This is a genomic window from Streptomyces lancefieldiae (assembly GCF_031845825.1).
Taxonomy (GTDB): domain Bacteria; phylum Actinomycetota; class Actinomycetes; order Streptomycetales; family Streptomycetaceae; genus Streptomyces; species Streptomyces lancefieldiae.
Genome location: NZ_JAVRFH010000006.1, coordinates 20,915 through 36,960, shown reverse-complemented (window position 1 = coordinate 36,960; position 16,046 = coordinate 20,915). Strand labels below are relative to the sequence as shown.

Genomic DNA, 16,046 nt, shown 5'->3' with positions numbered 1-16,046 from the left:
TTACTTCTCCTTCTTGGCGCCGTAGCGGCTGCGGGCCTGCTTGCGGTTCTTCACACCCTGGGTGTCAAGCGAACCGCGGATGATCTTGTAACGAACACCCGGCAGGTCCTTCACACGGCCGCCGCGCACGAGCACGATGGAGTGCTCCTGCAGGTTGTGCCCCTCACCCGGAATGTAAGCAGTGACCTCGATCCCGCTGGTCAGACGCACACGCGCGACCTTACGCAGGGCCGAGTTCGGCTTCTTCGGGGTGGTCGTGAACACACGCGTGCAGACGCCACGACGCTGAGGGGAACCCTCGAGTGCGGGCGTCTTGTTCTTCTCGACCTTGTCCTGCCGGCCCTTACGGACCAGCTGCTGGATCGTAGGCACTACTTCTCCGGTTTCTGTGTGCCGAATGGTGAAGCTAACCTGGAACAACTCCGACCCACGCGGTCGGGTGTGTCGAATGCCGCGGATCCGCCCGCCAGGCGGAGGGAAGCGCGTATTGCGGTGGCCGGTGACGGCCCCCAGTGCGGTTCAAGGCACGCACAAGGGCCAGGGCACACCCCAGGCACAAGGTCTGAGCGTACCTATCGCATTCGCTGTGGTCAAAACAAATGCGCGGGACCGGCGGCGACACCCGGCTCGCACCGGTTTCCCCCGAATCGTACGGCCGCACCACACGGTCATGGACCACACCCGATCGGCGGCACCCGGCCCCGGCGACACGCGACCCGTCCAGCGGGCGGACGGTGACGCGCGCGGGCGCGTCGGCCGCGAGGCCGGTGCTGCCGCCGTCCCCGGCGCTCCACCGTCTCAGATCCGCGGCACCGGGACGCGCGGGCCGTCCGGGTCGGCCGGGGCCATCCGTGGCCCCGGCGGGCGGGCGGCGCCGTGCGTGGACGCGTCGGCCGCGAGGCCGTCGGTGCCGTCCACGTCGTCGGTGTCGTGGGCGTCGTGGGCCGCCGGTCCGGCGCTGTCCGAGGCGGGTTCCGTGGTGGCGTCGGGTACGGGCTCGGCACGCCGGGCCGGGGCCGTGCCCGGGTCGTCGCCGGGAGCACCGCCACCGGCGGGGGACGACGTCGCCGTGTCGTGGCGGACGAAGTACGTCGGCCGGTTCTGCACGGCCGTGTAGATGCGCCCGACGTACTCGCCGAGCAGGCCGACGCAGATCAGCTGGACGGCGCCGATGAAGACCACCCCGGTGAAGAGGGAGGTCCAGCCGGGCACCGTGCGGCCCAGGGCGAAGGCGGTCAGCGTGTAGACCAGCAGCCCCAGGCAGACGACGAAGGCGCCGGCGCCCAGCCAGGTGGCGATCCGCAGCGGGGCCGCGGAGAAACCGGTGACGCTGTCGACCGCGAGGCGGATCATCCGGCCCAGCGGGTACTTCGTGCGGCCCGCGCTGCGCGGCGCGCGCTCGTACGTCACCTGCCCGCTCGGGAAACCCAGCCAGGGCACGAGGAGCCGGTAGACCCGCTGCTGGTCCGGCAGCGCCTTCAGGGCGTCCACCGCGGCCCGGCTGAGCAGCCGGAAGTCGCCCGCCTGCGCGGTGACCGAGGGGCCCGCCAGGCGCCGCATCAGCCGGTAGTAGACGCCGGCCGACCACCGCTTGAACCCGGTGTCACTGCTGCGGTCGGCCCGGACGCCGTAGACGATGTCGAGGCCCTCGGCGCGGGCCAGCGCCAGCATGTCGGCGATCTTCTCCGGCGGGTCCTGGAGGTCCGCGTCCAGGCTCACCACGTAGGCGCCCACCGCCCGGTCCAGCCCGGCGGTGAGGGCCGCCTGGTGGCCGGAGTTGCGCCGCAGCCCGACCACGCGCAGTTCCGGCCAGCCCAGCCGGAAGGCGGCGAGCAGCTCCGCCGTGCGGTCACCGCTGCCGTCGTCCACCGCGACCACCTCGTGGGGGACGCCCAGCTCCGTCAGGACCGGACGCAACCTGCTGACCAGCGCGGGCAGGACCTCTTCCTCGTTGTACATCGGAATGACGACCGACAGCACGACCGGTTCGTGCTGCTCCGCGTCCCGTTCCTCGGGCACCGCGCCTCCCCTCACCCTGACACTGAGTACGGATGTGCGACTCTTGTGCGATCTTATGGCAGCAATTGACGGTTGAGGGTGGACTCAGGGGGATGACGGCCATGGACACGGCTGCCGACGGCACGGTCACCGACGGGTCGGCCGGCGCAGGGAAACGGCCTGCCGACGAGCCCCGGGAACGCTCCTGGCGGACCTGGCCCCCCGCCCTGCCGTCCGGCGCCCGGCCCTACCTGGCCCCGCTCGTCCTGTACGGCGTCACGAAGCTGGTCGGCCTCGCGGTCTTCGCCTCCCTGCTGGAGTACGCCGGGGACTACCGGGGGAAGAACCCGCGCTTCGGCGGCGGCGCCCACTGGTGGGACGTCCTGGCCACCTGGGACGGCTGGTGGTACCTCCAGGTCGCCGAGCACGGCTACCACCCCGCGCTGGTGCGGCTCGACTCCGAGGGCCTGTTCACGGTCCAGCAGAACTCGGTCGCCTTCTTCCCCCTCTACCCGGCCCTGATCCGCATGGTCTCGGAGTCCACGGGCCTCGGCCTGTACGGCTCCGGGATCCTGGTGTCCGTCCTGTCCTCGTTCGTCGCCGCGGCCGGGATCTACGCCGTGATCTCCCTGATCTCGGGAGCCCGGGCCGGCACCGTCGCCGCCGGGCTGTGGGCCGTGGCCCCCGGCGCCGGCGTCGAGTGGGCGGTGTACTCCGAGTCCCTGTTCGTGGCCATCGCCGCCTGGACCTGCTACGCCGTGATGACCCGGCGCTGGGTGGCGGCAGGCCTGCTCGCCTTCACCGCGGGCCTGAACCGGCCCACGTCCGCCGTGCTCATCGGCGCCGTGGGGCTCGCCGCGCTGGTGACGCTCGCGCGCCCCGCGAGCCGACGCGAACACGGCGTGCGCGGCCCGGTGTACGCCATGGTCGTCGCGCCCCTGGGTCTGCTGGGCTACATCGCCTGGGTCGGCCACAGCACCGGCGAGGCCACCGCGTACTTCACCCTGCAGCGCGAGGGCTGGGCGCACTTCTTCGACTACGGCGCCTACACCGTGGACGTGTTGCGCAACCTCACGGTGGGGCGCGGCGACTACCCCTTCGCCTTCTCCACCCCGGACCTGCTGTCCCTGCAACTGGTCCTGGCGCTGCCCTTCCTGATCGCCCTGATGCTGCGCAAGCGGCCCCCGCTGGTGCTGGTCGCGTACACCCTGGCGACGATCGTCACCGTCCTCGGCACCCAGCAGATGTTCGGCAACACGATGCGCTACCTGCTGCCCGCCTTCCCGCTGCTCCTCGCCCCGGCCGTGGCCCTGAGCCGCCTGAAGCGCCCGAGCCTGGTGGTCTTCTTCGCCACGGCCGCTGTCGCCTCCGGCTGGTACGCCCATTACGTCATCTTCGAGCTGGGCGTGCCGTAGCGGCCCCGCGGCACGGCCTTTGGACCCGCACCCCGGCGGGCCGGACACCTTTCACAGCGCGTCGCCGTCCGGGGTGCCGGCGTGTCCGCCGTCGGCCGGCCGGCGGCGGTTGGTGCGGAGCCGAGGAATCGTCGGTGCGCGGGAGCTGGGGCTCTTGGGAACCAGCGCGGGCGGGGTGGTGGCGGGCTGCCTGTCCTGGCGCGGGTTCTCCTGGGCCGGGCGGCCGGCGGAGCCCGCCCGCGCATCCGGGTCACGGCCGTCGCCACCGTTGCCGCGCGCGTCGCCGGCGCCGCGGCCGGCCGCTTCCGGTCCCTCCCGCCGCAGGGGTATCACCACCGCCTGACCCGGTGTGCGCCGCACCGGACGTGGCGTACGTCCGCTCGCGGCCCTCGCCTCCGCGAGCGCGGGTTCGTAGCAGGCCGCGGCGTCACGCCAGCCGCTGGCGTACGCCGCTGTCTCCCGGCGGTCCATCTCCGCCCGCAGCAGCACCATGACCTCGTCGGGCGAGTGACGGTCGAGGTAGTGGCCGAGTGTGGCGAGGAGGCCCGCGTAATCGTCCGGTCCGGGGGCGCCGGGCGGGATCGTGTCATGATCCCGGCCGTCGGGACCGGCAGGCGGGCGGCGGTCGGCCGCGGTGCCGTCGCCGTAGTCGGCCGCCGCGGAGTTGCCGTGGCCGGCCGCCGCGGGGTCGTCGGAGGGGGCATCGTCGGATGCGAGTGGGGCTTGCTCGTCCTGCTCAGCCATGAAGAACCCCCGTCCCACCCGAAGTGCCGGCCCTGGGTTCGCGGCAGATCCGTGTCCCGGACGACGCGCGCACCACCTCGCCCGAAGGGCGTGCGCCGACGCTGATGTGTGCGCCTGCTGTGGTGGGGGGACAGGCCACCACAGTTTACGGGCCACCCTCTGGGCCCCCTCGGCCAGGCACAGTGCAAGATCCACACCCGCCCGCTGCCGGGCCGCCCGCTGCCGGGGACCACGGGGTACGCGCGAACGCCGGGTCAGTCGGACGCCAGCGGCGCCCTTTCCTCGTGCGTCGCGGCGGACGTGCCGGGGAGGAACTGGCCCGCGATCCTGATGAACATCTCCCGCTGCTCGGCGGCGACGCCCAGTCCGTCGGCGGCCTCCTCCAGCGTGAGACGGCGCTCTCCCGCGGCGCCCGCGGTCGGCGCGGACGGCAGGGGCAGGTCGTCCTCGGTGAGGCGGCCGGAACGGATGAGCATGTCGCGCACCGGCACCTGGAGCACCTGGGCCAGCCTGCGCGTCGTCTCCAGGTCGGGCATGCTCTGGCGCTGGAGCAGCCGGGTGATGGCCGCCCGGTGCACTCCGGCCTCGTCGGCGAGGCGGGACTTGCCGCCACCACGCGGGCTGTCGATGTCGAAGCCGCGCCGGCGGATCAGCTCTTCGATCCAGGCCGCGAAGCGGTCGAGCTCTCCTGTGGTCACGTGCGGGTCGCCTCCCTCCAGAGCGGCTATCAGCGTATCGCGCTTGCGCGCAAGGAATTACCCGCTCACGCCGTCTCGTTTGTGAGGATTCTGTCGAGCTAAAGGGAGGCAGGATTGCCACTTTGAGCTTGCGTGCGAGCGCGCAACATGTCAGTGTGCGTGCTCGCAACAAAAAATGCGCCCGGGGAGAAAGGACCACCGATGTCCGCACCGACCGACGACCAGAAGACGGCCCGTGACGCCATGCTCTGGATCGAACTGCTGCTGCGGCAGTTCCCGGAGCTGCTCGACGAGCTGGCGCCCGCGCACCACTCCCCCTCGGCACCGCCGCGGGACACGCCGAAGCCGCCCGCCCCGGCGGGTCGCACCCACGCCGAACGGGCGGAGGCGCTGCGGACCGAGCAGCTGCACGGACTCACGCCGTCCGGCCCCTCCACCGCCCCCCTGCGGCTGCACGTCTCCGACGCCATCCGCGACATCACCGACGGCGTGGTGGAGCTCGACGAGGCCGTGCACGACAGGCTGCGACTGCCCCGCCCCCGCCGCGCCCAGGTGGCCGAGCGGTTGCTGCGCGTCGCCGCGCTGCTCGACCGGGCCACCGGCGACACGCTGCTCACGGAGCACATCCGCGACGAGGTCCGCCGGATGGCACGGCGCTGCACACGCGCGCTGGGAGCGGCGGAACCGGTGGTGAGGATCGGCGGCCGCTGCCCGTGGTGCGACTCGGTCTCCCTGCGCGCCCTCCCGGCCCGGCGAGCGGTGCTGTGCGTCAACCCCGCCTGCCGGTGCGCCGACCGGGACTGCGACTGCCGTACGGACCCGGCGCACCGCCACGCCTGGAGCGAGGGCGAGTGGGCACGGCTGGCGGCGGAGTCCGGCGCGGACCTCACGGAACTGACCGGCGCGACGGCCGACACCGCGGACCGGGAGGTACGGCGATGACGGCGGCGACGCTGCTCACGGGAGCGCTGGCCGCCACCGAGGCGGGCGTGACCCCGGCGACCATCCGCAAGTGGGTCCAGCTGGGCCGCCTCTCCCCCGCCGGGAAGCAGGGGCGCGCCCAGCTGTTCCGGCTGGAGGACGTCTTCGCCGCGGAACGCGCCGCGCGAGGAGGGCGGCCGGGCGCGGCCGGCTGAGGCACGGCGACGGATGAACGGTCAAGAGGGGCGGTCCACATGGGCCGCCCCTCTTTCGTGCCTTGTGACCCCGCCCTGCGCCCCTGCCACGCGCGTCCGCTTCGCGCGGCTACTTCCCCGGCCCGGCGGGCATCCGGAACACCTGCGCTTCGTCCTGCGCGCCGTCCGCGGCCAGGACCACCGCCTCGCGCCAGCCGCAACGGAACCCCCGCGTCTCCGACTCCATGGCGATCCGCGCCCCGACCTTGCCGACGACGGCGGCGAGCGTGCGGGCGACCTCGGCGGTGTACGTACCCGATTCCCCCGATTCCGCGGCCACTTCGACCACGGCGTCCACGACGTCGGCCAGTCGCTCCTGGGCACTGATCACCATCACGCTCCCGTTCACCCGCTCCACAGCTCCTTCGTGCTCGCGCCTCCGCAACGGCGCTCCCGCTTCCGAACCGCCACCTCTCGAATGTGTGTTCGATACCAGCAGACTAACAAACCGGGTGCCGCGGTGCGGGAGTTACCGATGCGCCAAAGGGGGACGGCGGCGGTGCGCCCGTGACCCCGCGCCGACCTCGCTTGATTGCGTACTCGCACTAGTTAGTTGCGCACACGCACAATGTGCGTCACACTTGGTGCAGCGGCGGAGCTGCGCCCACCTTCCCTCCCGGGCGCGGCTCCGCCGTTCGCGTTCCTGCCCGCCGGGGCGGCCACCACGGAGCAGCCCACCCCGAAGCAGGCCTCCACGAAGCAGGCCCACCACGAACAGGAGTGATGCCCCGTCATGAGTTCACCTCCGAGCGCCTTCCCCGATGTGGAGGCCATCGTCGTGGAACTCCTCTCCGACCGCCCCGATCTCGCGGAGGCGGTCGTGGACGAGACCCCGCCGCCCGGCTTCGACGGCACCCAGCCGGCGGTGATCGTCTCCCGGCGCGGCGGCGCGTGGGTCGACGACCTCCACCTGGACCAGCCGCTGATCGAGCTGGAGGCCTACGGGCCGGACAAGCCGACCGCGCACCGCCTGGCGAACGCCGCCCGGGCCGAGCTGCTCGCGGCCACCGGCCGGACGTACGGGACGAACGTCGTGATCAGCGACGTGGTCGAGGCCGACGGCCCGCGCTGGCTGCCCGAGTACCTGTACCCGGCGGCCAACCGCTACCTCTGCGTGCTGCGCGTCTCCCTGCGCATCGGCTGACCCGCGACACCGCCCACCCCGGCGCGGGCCGGTTCCCGCGCCCCACAGACGAGGCCCCGCCGACCGGCGGGGCCTTCGCCGTACCCACGGCAGGCACCACCACCCAGGAAAACCCACCCAAGGAGACATCCATGGCAGGCAACAACTCGTCCGAGATCCGCGTCGCCGGCACCGGCCGCGTCCTCATCGCGGACGTCAACGCGCCCCTCCCGGCGGCCTTCTCCGACAACCCCGCGACCGACTGGGGGTCGGCGTGGACGGACCTCGGTTACACCTCCACCGACGGTGTGACCTTCGCCAAGAAGGACAAGCTGGACCCGGTCGAGACGTGGCAGTCGATCAGCCCGGCCCGGTTCGTCTACGCGGACCGCGACCTGACGCTGAAGTTCTCCATGCTGCAGTTCAACGAGGACACGCTGCCCCTCTTCCTGGGCGGCAAGTCGGCGGACTTCCGCCGGGACGCCACCTCCGACGTCGTCCAGTTCGACGTGCCGGACGGCCCGACCTTCGACGAGCGCGCGCTCGGCCTGGAGTTCACCGACGGCTCCGCGGTCACCTACCGCTTCGTCATCCCGCGCGGCCAGGTGACGGCCACCGACGACATCAAGCTCGCCCGCAAGGCGGCCGCGCTGCTCGGCGTCACCTTCACCGCCCTGTCCCCGGGTGACGGCCAGGCCCTGGCCACCTTCGTCATGAAGGACGCGGCCTACAAGGTGCCGGCCGCCTCCTGACACCCGCCCACCTCACCTCCGCGCAAGGAGACCACGCACCCATGGCTTCATTCGACGTCAACGCCGCCCGCGCCCAGCGCATGGAGGCGCTCGGCCGCTCCTGGTCGTTCGCCCTGGACGGCGACACCTTCGAACTGCCCACCGAACTGAGCCGCGCCACCGCCAGGGCGCTCGGCGGACTCGACGACAACGACGTCGACGGGCTGCTGAAGCTGCTGCTGGGCGACAAGCAGTACGGCCGCTTCGAGCAGCACGACGTCACCATGCAGGACATCGCCGCGATCCTCGAGGCGTACGGCAAGGAGACCGGGCTCGGCCTGGGGGAAGACTGAGCCTCGACGCGTTCGTCGAAGAACACGCCGAGGCTCTGGAAGCCGACCTGCTGCGGCACTTCGGTGTGGACCTGCTCGACTGGCACCGCGGCCGGCTGTCCTCCCGCCGGCTCGCGGTGCTGGTCAAGCACATGCCACGCGACAGCGCCCTCGCCCAGGAACTCCACGGCGACGGCGCCGAATGGGGCGTCACCGACTACCTGCTGGCCGCCGCCGTGGACCACCTCGCGGCGGCCAACTGGATGTTCGCCTCCGTCAACAGCGACGAGGACTCCGAACCGCCGGAGCCTCCTGTTCCGGTTCCCAGACCCGACGCGGTCCGTCCGGCCGGCCCGCCGGAGGACGAAGAGCCCGCACCGCCGGAGATGCCGGACCGGACGGACCTTCTGCGCTTCTTCGCCTGATTCCGGCCGCCGGCCCCCGGCTTCGGCCCCAACCCAACCCAATCCCCACCTCAATCCCAGCGCGTTCAGGAAACAGCGACGATGAAGAACCACCCGGCCAGAACTCCGCCGACCAGGGCCACGCACGACTCGATGACGAACAGCGCCCAGTGGAATTTCTCCTGACGCGTTTCAGGCACCAGCCGTCCGTTCCGCATGCGCCTGGATCCGATGCCCCTGGACCGCGCGAGCCGCTTTCGCTGCCGCTTCGACCGGGGCAGCTCCTCGAGCACCCAGAACGTCGCTTCCGCCCACTTCCTGACCCCGCCCTCACGCAGGCCCTTGAAGAACCCCTTGAGCAGCACCGCGGTCACCCCGAGCGGAAGAACCGCTATCACGCCGGCCAGTACGGCCCACAGGACGCTGTCCGCGGTGACCGCGTTCCACGCGAAGGCCAGCCCGGTGCCCGCCGCCCCGTAGATCAGGGAAAGGCCGCTGAAAACCATGGCCGGCCCCGACCATCCGACGCGCCGGTCCAGAAGGCCGAAGACCAGAACACCGGCGACGAAGACCGGGGCGCCGAGGCCGAGCAGCGCCGACCCCTCCTCACAGGCGCCGGCCCTCCGGGCGCCGCAGTCCGCCTGATCCCCCACCCGGCTGAACAGCTCGATCAGGAGCGTCGCTCCGCAGAACTGGAGAAATACCCCGACACCTACAAACAGATGACGGAGCGGCGCATTACCGCCCGAAGCATTCACTGTCGCACCTGTGTCGACTGAATCACTCACTCGGCCGACGGTACCAGAGGACGGCGAGGATCACGATGAGCAGTCCCGAGGAACAGATAAGGCAGATCAGAGAGGATCTGACCGCACAGAACACACGACTCACGAGCGAGATACAGAAAAAGCTCGACAAGGACAAACTCTCCTTCCTCGTGGAGAAGGACAAAAACAAGCAGGCAGAGCAGAAGACCTTCGAAGCCTCCCTGAAGCAACTGATATCGACCGAAGTCGAAAAGGCCGGACAGTCCGTCTGGAAACCTGATTCACGATGGTACAAAACCCCGGAATTCATGGGCTTCGTGAGCGCCCTGACCGGGGCCGCGATCGGAGGCACCCTGGCCTCCATGGGGCTCACCTTCGTGAAGTACGACTTCGCGCTGTTCGACCTGACGGAGAAGGTCAACCGCGCCATCCTGCGCGTCGCGAACCACGTCACGAAGCGCGACCGCTGGCAGGACCAGTTCCGCACCAGCCAGCACAAGGCGGAACTGGAACTCAACCGGCGTTTCCACGACCTCGACCATCGGCTGTCCCGGCGGATCAAGGACGTCGCGAAGAAGCTGAACAAGCGGATCGACGGCCTGGACCGGCGGGTCGCCGAGAACACCCGGGCCCGCAGGAACGTGCAGGACGCCCGGGACCGGGTCAGGACCGTGGCCGCCTCACCCGGAACCATCCCGTCCACACGCACCGCCGCCGCCGAACTCAACGAGTTGCACACACGCATCGATCAACTGGTCGCGGCCCTCGGGTGATCCGCGCGGGGCACGTTCCCCTGCCGAGAAAGAGGTGCACACATGTCCCTGGTCCGATCCCTCGGGAGGGCCACAACCTCCCTCAACACGTTCAAGGGCGCAACGCAGGGAGCCGGCAAGGCGGCGGGCGGGCTCGGCCAGAACTCCGCGGCCGGCGAACGCGAGCTCAGGAAACTCAAGACCTCCGCCCAGGGCTCCGCCCGCGAGCTGACCGGCATCCAGCGCGCCGCCGACAAGGCCGAACGGTCGATGTCCAAGGCCGGCAAGACCGGGCAGAAGAGCGGGACCCAGGTCGGCAAGTTCAAGTCCGGGGCCGACAAGGCCTCCAAGGGCATGAAAGGGCTCAACAAGTCGATGAAGGGCAACCTCATCGGCCAGTTGCTCTCCCTGCTCGCCCCGCTCGTCCAGAAGGTGGTCGAGATGGCCACCCGGTCGAAGACCATGCAGAAGGTCCTCAAGGTCGCCTTCGACGCGATCAAGAAGGTCATCAGCTCGGTCATGAAGGCCGTCGGGCCGATCATGAAGCAGGCCGGCGCACTGATCAAGAAGGTCTGGGACGGCATCAAGAAGGCCGTCACCGTCGTCATCAAGGCCGTCGCCAAGGTCATCACGACCTACTTCAACGCCTGGAAGAAGATCATCACGACGGTGATGAACGCCGTCAAGAAGGTGATCTCCAGCGTCTGGAACGGCATCAAGAACATCATCACACCGGTCGTCAACTGGATACGGAACGTCGTTCCGCAGGCCTTCAGCAAGGTCAAGGAGAAGCTGTCCAGCGTCTGGGGCGGGCTGAAGGACATCGCCGGCCGGGCCTTCGACAAGATCAAGGGAGCGGTGAAGGGCCCGATCAACTCCGTCATCGGACTCATCAACTCCGCGATCGACAAACTCAACCGCATCAAGGTCTCGATCCCCGGCTGGGTCCCCGGCGTCGGCGGCAAGACCTTCGGCATCAGCCTGCCGAAGATCCCGCAGCTGGCCGCGGGCGGCATCGTCCAGCCCCGCAACGGCGGCGTGCACGCGATCGTCGCCGAGGCCGGTGAGGCCGAGGCCGTGCTGCCGCTGTCCAAGCTGGACCGGCTGCTGCGGCACACCGCGCGCCGCAACCGGGCCGACACCCTCAACGCCACGGCCGGCGCGGTGTCCGGCTTCCAGATCGAGAACTACTACGAGGCGTCCACGGCCGACCTCCAGGAGACCGCCGCCGCCCTGTTCTTCCTGTCCAAGGCACGCGGATGAGCGCCGCCGCGATCGGTGCCGGCCGGGACCCGTTCGCGGGCGTGGCCCCCGCGCTGAACTCCCTGCGCACCCACCTCAACGGCGCCGCCCGGTCCGTACGGTCCGCCGCGCAGGGCGCCGGCCGGATCGCGACGGCCGCCGACCGGATCAGGGGCGGGGCCACCTCCGCCGGCACCGCGGTGAAGCAGATCCGGACCCGCGCGGACGCGTCCGGCAGGTCCCTCACCAAGGCGGGCCGCACCGCCGGCCGCACGGCGAGCCAGTTGCGCACCGGCGGTGGCAAGGCCCGCAGCACCCTCGCACCGCTCAACTCCGTCGCCGCCGAGGGCGCCGCCTTCAGCGGCGTCGTCGGCACACTCGCCCAGGGCTCGGGCACGGTCTCCACCCTCATGGGCCTCTTCGGCGGCGCCCTCACCGTCGCCTCCGGCGCCATGACCGCCGTCAACGTCGCCATGCGCGCCAACCCGCTGGGGTTCGTCCTCGGCCTGGTCGCGCCGCTGGCCGGCTACCTGATCGAGTACGCCGTCAACTCCGAGACAGGTCAGAAGATCATCAAGCAGGTCTTCGACCAGGTCCTCAAGGTGTTCCAGACCGTCCTGAAATTCCTCGGCCCCGTCCTCAAGGCGTACGCCACCGTGATCTCGGCCTACTTCAAGGCCGCCACCAAGGTCGTCACCACGGTCCTGACCGTGGTGGGCGCCGCGCTCTCCAAGGGCTTCAACGGGGCACGGAGCGCCGTCGGCTCGGCCACCAGCGCCCTGTCCGGCATCATCCGCCGCGCCTGGAACGGGTTCCGCACGGTGATCCAGCCCGTCCTGGACTGGATCACCAAGAAGATCCCCGACATGTTCACCCGGGTCAAGGACGCCACGTCCAAGACCCTGAACGGCATCGGCGGCTTCATCAGCACCGGCATGCAGGGCGTCATGGCCGCCGTCACCGGACCGGTCAAGGCCCTGATCTCCTTCGCGAACTGGGTCATCGACGGCCTGAACAAGCTCAGCTTCAGCTTCTTCGGCAAGAAGTTCGGCGTCGACCTTCCCAAGATCCCGCAGCTCGCCGAGGGCGGCGTCGTCCGGCCCGCGGGCGTCGAGGGCCCCGCCACCGTGCTGCCGCTCTCCGCGCTGAGCCGGCTGCGTCCCGCCGAGGCCGCGCGCGGGACCCGGCGCCCCACCGGTTCGCCGGACCGTGCCCGGCTGCGCTCCTACCACGCGACGGAGGGCAACGGCCCGCTCGCCGTCGCCGCCGACCTGCTGTTCCTCTACACGGCGGCGGCATGAGCACCCACCCGCCCCACGACTGAAGCGAGGTGACGGCCTTCATGGCCGCGACCATGGCCGAGAACACCACCCCACCCGCCCCGGAAACCGCACCCGGCTCACTGATCACCCGCGACGGGCAGATCCAGTGGGCCGGACTGCTGATGGGCCCCGGCACGCCGTACGAGATCGACCGCACCGGCATCACCGGCTGGGACGACCTGCCGGTGCTCGACACCGGGGACATCGTCCGCCCCGACCAGCACGGAGCCTGGCCCGGCGCCCGCTGGGCCCAGCCCCGGCTCGTCGGGGCGTCCGTCTGGCTGCTGCCCCGGACGACCGGTCAGGCCCTCGGCGTCGTCGCCGCCTTCCGGGCCGCCACCGGCGCGGACGGCGGCGAGCAGTGGCTGGCCGTGCGGCTGCACGGGGAGACGCTGGCCGTACGGGCCCGCGTCAGCCGCCGGGTCGTACCGCAGGACCGTTCCTTCGTGGTGCACGGCGCGTCCCGGGCCAGCCTCCAGTGGACCGCCACGGACCCGCGCCGCTTCGGCGCCGTGCTGCGGGAGACCAAGACCTCGCTGCCCGTCGCCGAACCCGGACTGGACTGGCCCGAGGAGCCCGGGACCACCGCGGCGGGGCTGCGGTGGCCGCTGGAGTGGGGCGGGACCGGCACCGCCGGCACCTGCACCGCCGTCAACGAGGGCGGGGCCGCGGCCCACCCGGTGATCGAGTTCCGGGGCCCGGTCCGGCAGCCCACCCTGACCCGGCTCGGTGACGGCCGACGGCTCCAGTACGACATCGTGCTCGGCCCCCAGGACGTCCTGACCGTCGACACCGAGTCCGGCACGGTCCTGCTCAACGGGACCGCGTCCCGCCTCTACACCGCGACCCCCGCCTCCGCCCCCGAGCAGCTGTTCCACCTCCCGCCCGGCAGCACGGAGCTCGCCTTCCGCGCCGCCGACACCACCCCGGACCCGCGGGCCTCGGTCACCCTGCGCTGGCGAGACGCGCACTGGTGACCCGGCCGGGCCCCCGACTCCCGCACCCATCCCTTCCCAGGAGGACACCATGCCCGTACGCAGCGCCTGGCTGATCAACCGCACCGAGACCGAAACCGGCCAGTCCCGGGCCGACACCCGCCTCGCCCCCGTCGGCACCATGGCCCCGGCCGGCGCACTGACCACCGCGAGCGGCGTGCTGCCCGGGTCCGTCGCCGGCGAGGACCTCATGTCCGCGCTGTACGTGTTCGGCGAGAGCGCCGGCATGAACGTGACCGTCGCCCCGGGCCGCGCGGTGATCCAGGGCCAGGGACCGGCCGGGGCCTACCCGGTCGTCCTCACCGACCACACCACCCTCACCCTCGACGACGGCAACGCCACCAACCCGCGCATCGACCTGGTCGTCCTGCGCGTCCGCGACGCCCAGTTCGACGGCGGCGACCGCACCGAAGCCACCCTGGAGATCGTCAAGGGCGAGGCGTCCGCCACCCCGACCCCGCCGCAGACACCGCCCGCCTCGCTCCCGCTGGCCCGGATCACCGTCCCCGCCGGCGCCTCGGTCGGCACGGGCGGCATCGTCTGGGACGACGCCGTCTACGACCTGCGCGTGCCCACCGTGGGCATCGGCGGCATCCTGGCCGAGTCCTGGAGCCGTGACGTCCCGGGCGGCTACCCGGGCCAGTACCGCGACACCTCCAGCGCCCTGCAGCGCTGGGACGGCACCCGCTGGGCCACCTACCCCCGCGAGGTCGGCGGCATCGCCCCGCAGGGAGCGCTCGCCGCCGGCGAGTACCCCGGCCAGTACCGCGACGAGGCCGGAGCGCTGCAGCGCTGGGACGGCACCGTGTGGCGGCCGGCCGTCCCCTCCACCGCCTGGGCGTACAACAACGACGGCGGCTCCTGCGCCTCCACCTCCTGGGTGGAGGCGGTCGACGGCACCAACGGCCCCACCATCAGCGCCTCCTTCACCGTCCCGGTGACCGGAGCGGTCCTGGTGACCGTGGGCTTCATGGGCCACACCGGAGTCGACGGGCAGTGGTGCCGGATGGGCGTCAACATCCGCAAGGACGGGGCCCTGGTGGTGCCCGCCGACGAGGTCCGCTCGGCGACCGTCGGCTCCAAGGCCATGACGTCCGTGGCGATGACCTTCCGCGTCACCGGACTGAAGCGGGGCGCCGAGTACACGGCGGTCTCCGCCTACGTCTCCTCGGCGGCCAGCAACACGGGCTGGTTCGACAACCGCTACATCCGCGTCGACCCGCTCGTGTGAGGACACCGATGACCGCATCCGTCACTACGCCCGTCTACCGGGCGCTCTTCTGCGACCTGCGCACCGACCGCCTGCTGGACGTGCTGCCGCTCACGGAGACCAAGTTCGACGACTACATAGGAAAACCCGGTTCGCTCACCGCCACCGTCCCCCTGCCCCAGGCCCCCCTGGCCGCCCGGGCACGGGCCGCGCTCCAGCCCGGCCGCCCCGCGGTCTGGCTGGAGCGCGACGGCGACATCTGGTGGGGCGGGATCCTGTGGACCTGCACCCCGGTCTCCGACGAACAGGGCCGGCTGCAGGTGCAGTTCCAGGCCGGCACCTTCGACTCGTACCTGGACCACCGCATCCTCGGCCAGGACCTGTCGGGCGTCGGCACGGACCAGTTCGACATCGCCCGCGCCCTGATCGGCCACGCGCAGGCGCAGCCCGGCGGCGACATAGGAATCAGCCTGGGCCACGAACGGTCCGGGGTGGTGCGGGACTACGCGTACGCCTACTCCGCGCTCGCCCGGGTCCGGGAACTCGTGGACAAGCTCGGCCAACTGAGCGACGGATTCGAGTGGCGCATCCACTGCTACCGGGACGCGGAGGGCCGCCGGGTCAAGCGCCTCCAGCTCGGCCACCCGAAGATCCACACCGGGCACACGGACATCGTGCTGGACCACCCCGGCCCCGTGCTCACCTACAGCCTGCCGACGGACTCCACCGTGCAGGCGAACGTGTGGGTGGCACGCGGCGAGTCCGCCAACACGGACCAGTCCCAGGACTCCCAGCCGCTGACCGCGAGCGAGGAGTCCCCCGGCGACCTGGCCGCGGGCTGGCCGCGCCTGGAGAGCACCTCCGACCACGGCGGGGTCACGGACCAGGCCACCCTGCGCTCCCTGGCCCGCGCCGAACTCGCCCGGCAGAACCGCCCGGAGGTCATCCCCGAGCTCACCGTGCTGCTGGACGGGCGGATCACCCCCGCGCTGCTCGGGGCCGGCATCCGGCTGCGGATCCACGACCTGTGGCACCACGAAGGGCTCGACACCACGTACCGGATCGTCGGCATGGCCGTCACCCCGCCGCAGCGCACCAAGCCCGAGACCGCCGTCCTCTACCTGGAAGGAGTGTGACC

General features: G+C 71.5%; 19 protein-coding genes and 1 pseudogene. 14 read left to right on the top strand and 6 right to left on the bottom strand.

Annotated elements, in window-relative coordinates; all coding sequences use genetic code 11:
* The gene (gene rpsL / locus RM812_RS07755; protein ID WP_003948652.1) at positions 1–372 is read right to left on the bottom strand and encodes a 30S ribosomal protein S12; all 372 of its coding nucleotides are present in this window, start codon (positions 370–372) and stop codon (positions 1–3) included.
* Between the two features lie 642 nt (positions 373–1,014).
* A pseudogene (locus RM812_RS07750) lies at positions 1,015–2,019 on the bottom strand (glycosyltransferase family 2 protein); the annotation flags it as partial.
* A gap of 101 nt (positions 2,020–2,120) precedes the next feature.
* On the opposite strand from RM812_RS07750, the gene RM812_RS07745 reads away from it, so the two are divergent.
* On the top strand, positions 2,121–3,413 hold the full coding sequence (locus RM812_RS07745; RefSeq protein WP_311571859.1) for a hypothetical protein: 1,293 nt from the start codon (positions 2,121–2,123) through the stop codon (positions 3,411–3,413).
* A 51-nt stretch (positions 3,414–3,464) separates the two neighbouring features.
* Here the strand turns inward: RM812_RS07745 and RM812_RS07740 are convergent, their stop codons facing one another.
* Positions 3,465–4,157, bottom strand: coding sequence for a hypothetical protein (locus RM812_RS07740; RefSeq protein WP_311571662.1), 693 nt, complete (start codon positions 4,155–4,157; stop codon positions 3,465–3,467).
* A 254-nt stretch (positions 4,158–4,411) separates the two neighbouring features.
* Positions 4,412–4,855, bottom strand: a complete 444-nt coding sequence (locus RM812_RS07735; RefSeq protein WP_311571661.1) for a helix-turn-helix transcriptional regulator — start codon at positions 4,853–4,855, stop codon at positions 4,412–4,414.
* A gap of 201 nt (positions 4,856–5,056) precedes the next feature.
* On the opposite strand from RM812_RS07735, the gene RM812_RS07730 reads away from it, so the two are divergent.
* Complete coding sequence (locus tag RM812_RS07730; protein ID WP_311571660.1) at positions 5,057–5,797, top strand: hypothetical protein; 741 nt, start codon at positions 5,057–5,059, stop codon at positions 5,795–5,797.
* Positions 5,794–5,991: a MerR family transcriptional regulator gene (locus RM812_RS07725; protein WP_311571659.1), complete on the top strand. Its 198-nt coding sequence runs from the start codon at positions 5,794–5,796 to the stop codon at positions 5,989–5,991. Before RM812_RS07730 ends, RM812_RS07725 begins: the two co-directional genes overlap by 4 nt.
* Positions 5,992–6,100: 109 nt before the next feature.
* On the opposite strand, the gene RM812_RS07720 is transcribed toward RM812_RS07725, so the two are convergent.
* Positions 6,101–6,379, bottom strand: a complete 279-nt coding sequence (locus RM812_RS07720; protein ID WP_311571658.1) for a hypothetical protein — start codon at positions 6,377–6,379, stop codon at positions 6,101–6,103.
* A gap of 204 nt (positions 6,380–6,583) precedes the next feature.
* Between RM812_RS07720 and RM812_RS07715 the strand changes: the two genes are divergently transcribed.
* From RM812_RS07715 to RM812_RS07695, 5 genes are all read left to right on the top strand, one after another.
* Entirely contained in the window at positions 6,584–6,754 is a 171-nt protein-coding gene (locus tag RM812_RS07715; protein WP_311571657.1) for a hypothetical protein, read from the top strand.
* Positions 6,755–6,763: 9 nt separating this feature from the next.
* The gene (locus RM812_RS07710; protein WP_311571656.1) at positions 6,764–7,174 is read left to right on the top strand and encodes a hypothetical protein; all 411 of its coding nucleotides are present in this window, start codon (positions 6,764–6,766) and stop codon (positions 7,172–7,174) included.
* Positions 7,175–7,305: 131 nt separating this feature from the next.
* Positions 7,306–7,905: a phage tail tube protein gene (locus tag RM812_RS07705; protein WP_311571655.1), complete on the top strand. Its 600-nt coding sequence runs from the start codon at positions 7,306–7,308 to the stop codon at positions 7,903–7,905.
* A 41-nt stretch (positions 7,906–7,946) separates the two neighbouring features.
* On the top strand, positions 7,947–8,237 hold the full coding sequence (locus tag RM812_RS07700) for a hypothetical protein (RefSeq protein ID WP_311571654.1): 291 nt from the start codon (positions 7,947–7,949) through the stop codon (positions 8,235–8,237).
* A gap of 65 nt (positions 8,238–8,302) precedes the next feature.
* Positions 8,303–8,641, top strand: coding sequence for a hypothetical protein (locus RM812_RS07695; protein WP_311571653.1), 339 nt, complete (start codon positions 8,303–8,305; stop codon positions 8,639–8,641).
* Between the two features lie 65 nt (positions 8,642–8,706).
* Here RM812_RS07695 and RM812_RS07690 read toward each other — a convergent pair whose 3' ends face one another.
* The gene (locus tag RM812_RS07690; protein ID WP_311571652.1) at positions 8,707–9,408 is read right to left on the bottom strand and encodes a hypothetical protein; all 702 of its coding nucleotides are present in this window, start codon (positions 9,406–9,408) and stop codon (positions 8,707–8,709) included.
* A 35-nt stretch (positions 9,409–9,443) separates the two neighbouring features.
* On the opposite strand from RM812_RS07690, the gene RM812_RS07685 reads away from it, so the two are divergent.
* Genes RM812_RS07685 through RM812_RS07660 form a run of 6 tightly spaced genes read left to right on the top strand, consistent with a single transcriptional unit; the run spans position 9,444 to position 16,044 of the window.
* Positions 9,444–10,160, top strand: coding sequence for a hypothetical protein (locus tag RM812_RS07685; protein WP_311571651.1), 717 nt, complete (start codon positions 9,444–9,446; stop codon positions 10,158–10,160).
* A gap of 42 nt (positions 10,161–10,202) precedes the next feature.
* Positions 10,203–11,402: a phage tail protein gene (locus RM812_RS07680; RefSeq protein ID WP_311571650.1), complete on the top strand. Its 1,200-nt coding sequence runs from the start codon at positions 10,203–10,205 to the stop codon at positions 11,400–11,402.
* Positions 11,399–12,682 (top strand): tape-measure protein, encoded by a 1,284-nt coding sequence (locus RM812_RS07675; protein ID WP_311571649.1) that lies wholly within the window; start codon positions 11,399–11,401, stop codon positions 12,680–12,682. The genes RM812_RS07680 and RM812_RS07675 overlap by 4 nt, the downstream gene beginning before the upstream one ends.
* A gap of 53 nt (positions 12,683–12,735) precedes the next feature.
* Positions 12,736–13,680: a phage distal tail protein gene (locus RM812_RS07670; protein WP_311571858.1), complete on the top strand. Its 945-nt coding sequence runs from the start codon at positions 12,736–12,738 to the stop codon at positions 13,678–13,680.
* 49 nt (positions 13,681–13,729) lie between these two features.
* Positions 13,730–14,929 carry a hypothetical protein gene (locus RM812_RS07665; RefSeq protein ID WP_311571648.1) on the top strand — a complete coding sequence of 400 codons (1,200 nt, stop codon included), beginning with the start codon at positions 13,730–13,732 and terminating at the stop codon, positions 14,927–14,929.
* A gap of 8 nt (positions 14,930–14,937) precedes the next feature.
* The gene (locus RM812_RS07660) at positions 14,938–16,044 is read left to right on the top strand and encodes a hypothetical protein (RefSeq protein WP_311571647.1); all 1,107 of its coding nucleotides are present in this window, start codon (positions 14,938–14,940) and stop codon (positions 16,042–16,044) included.
* Positions 16,045–16,046 lie beyond the last annotated feature (2 nt).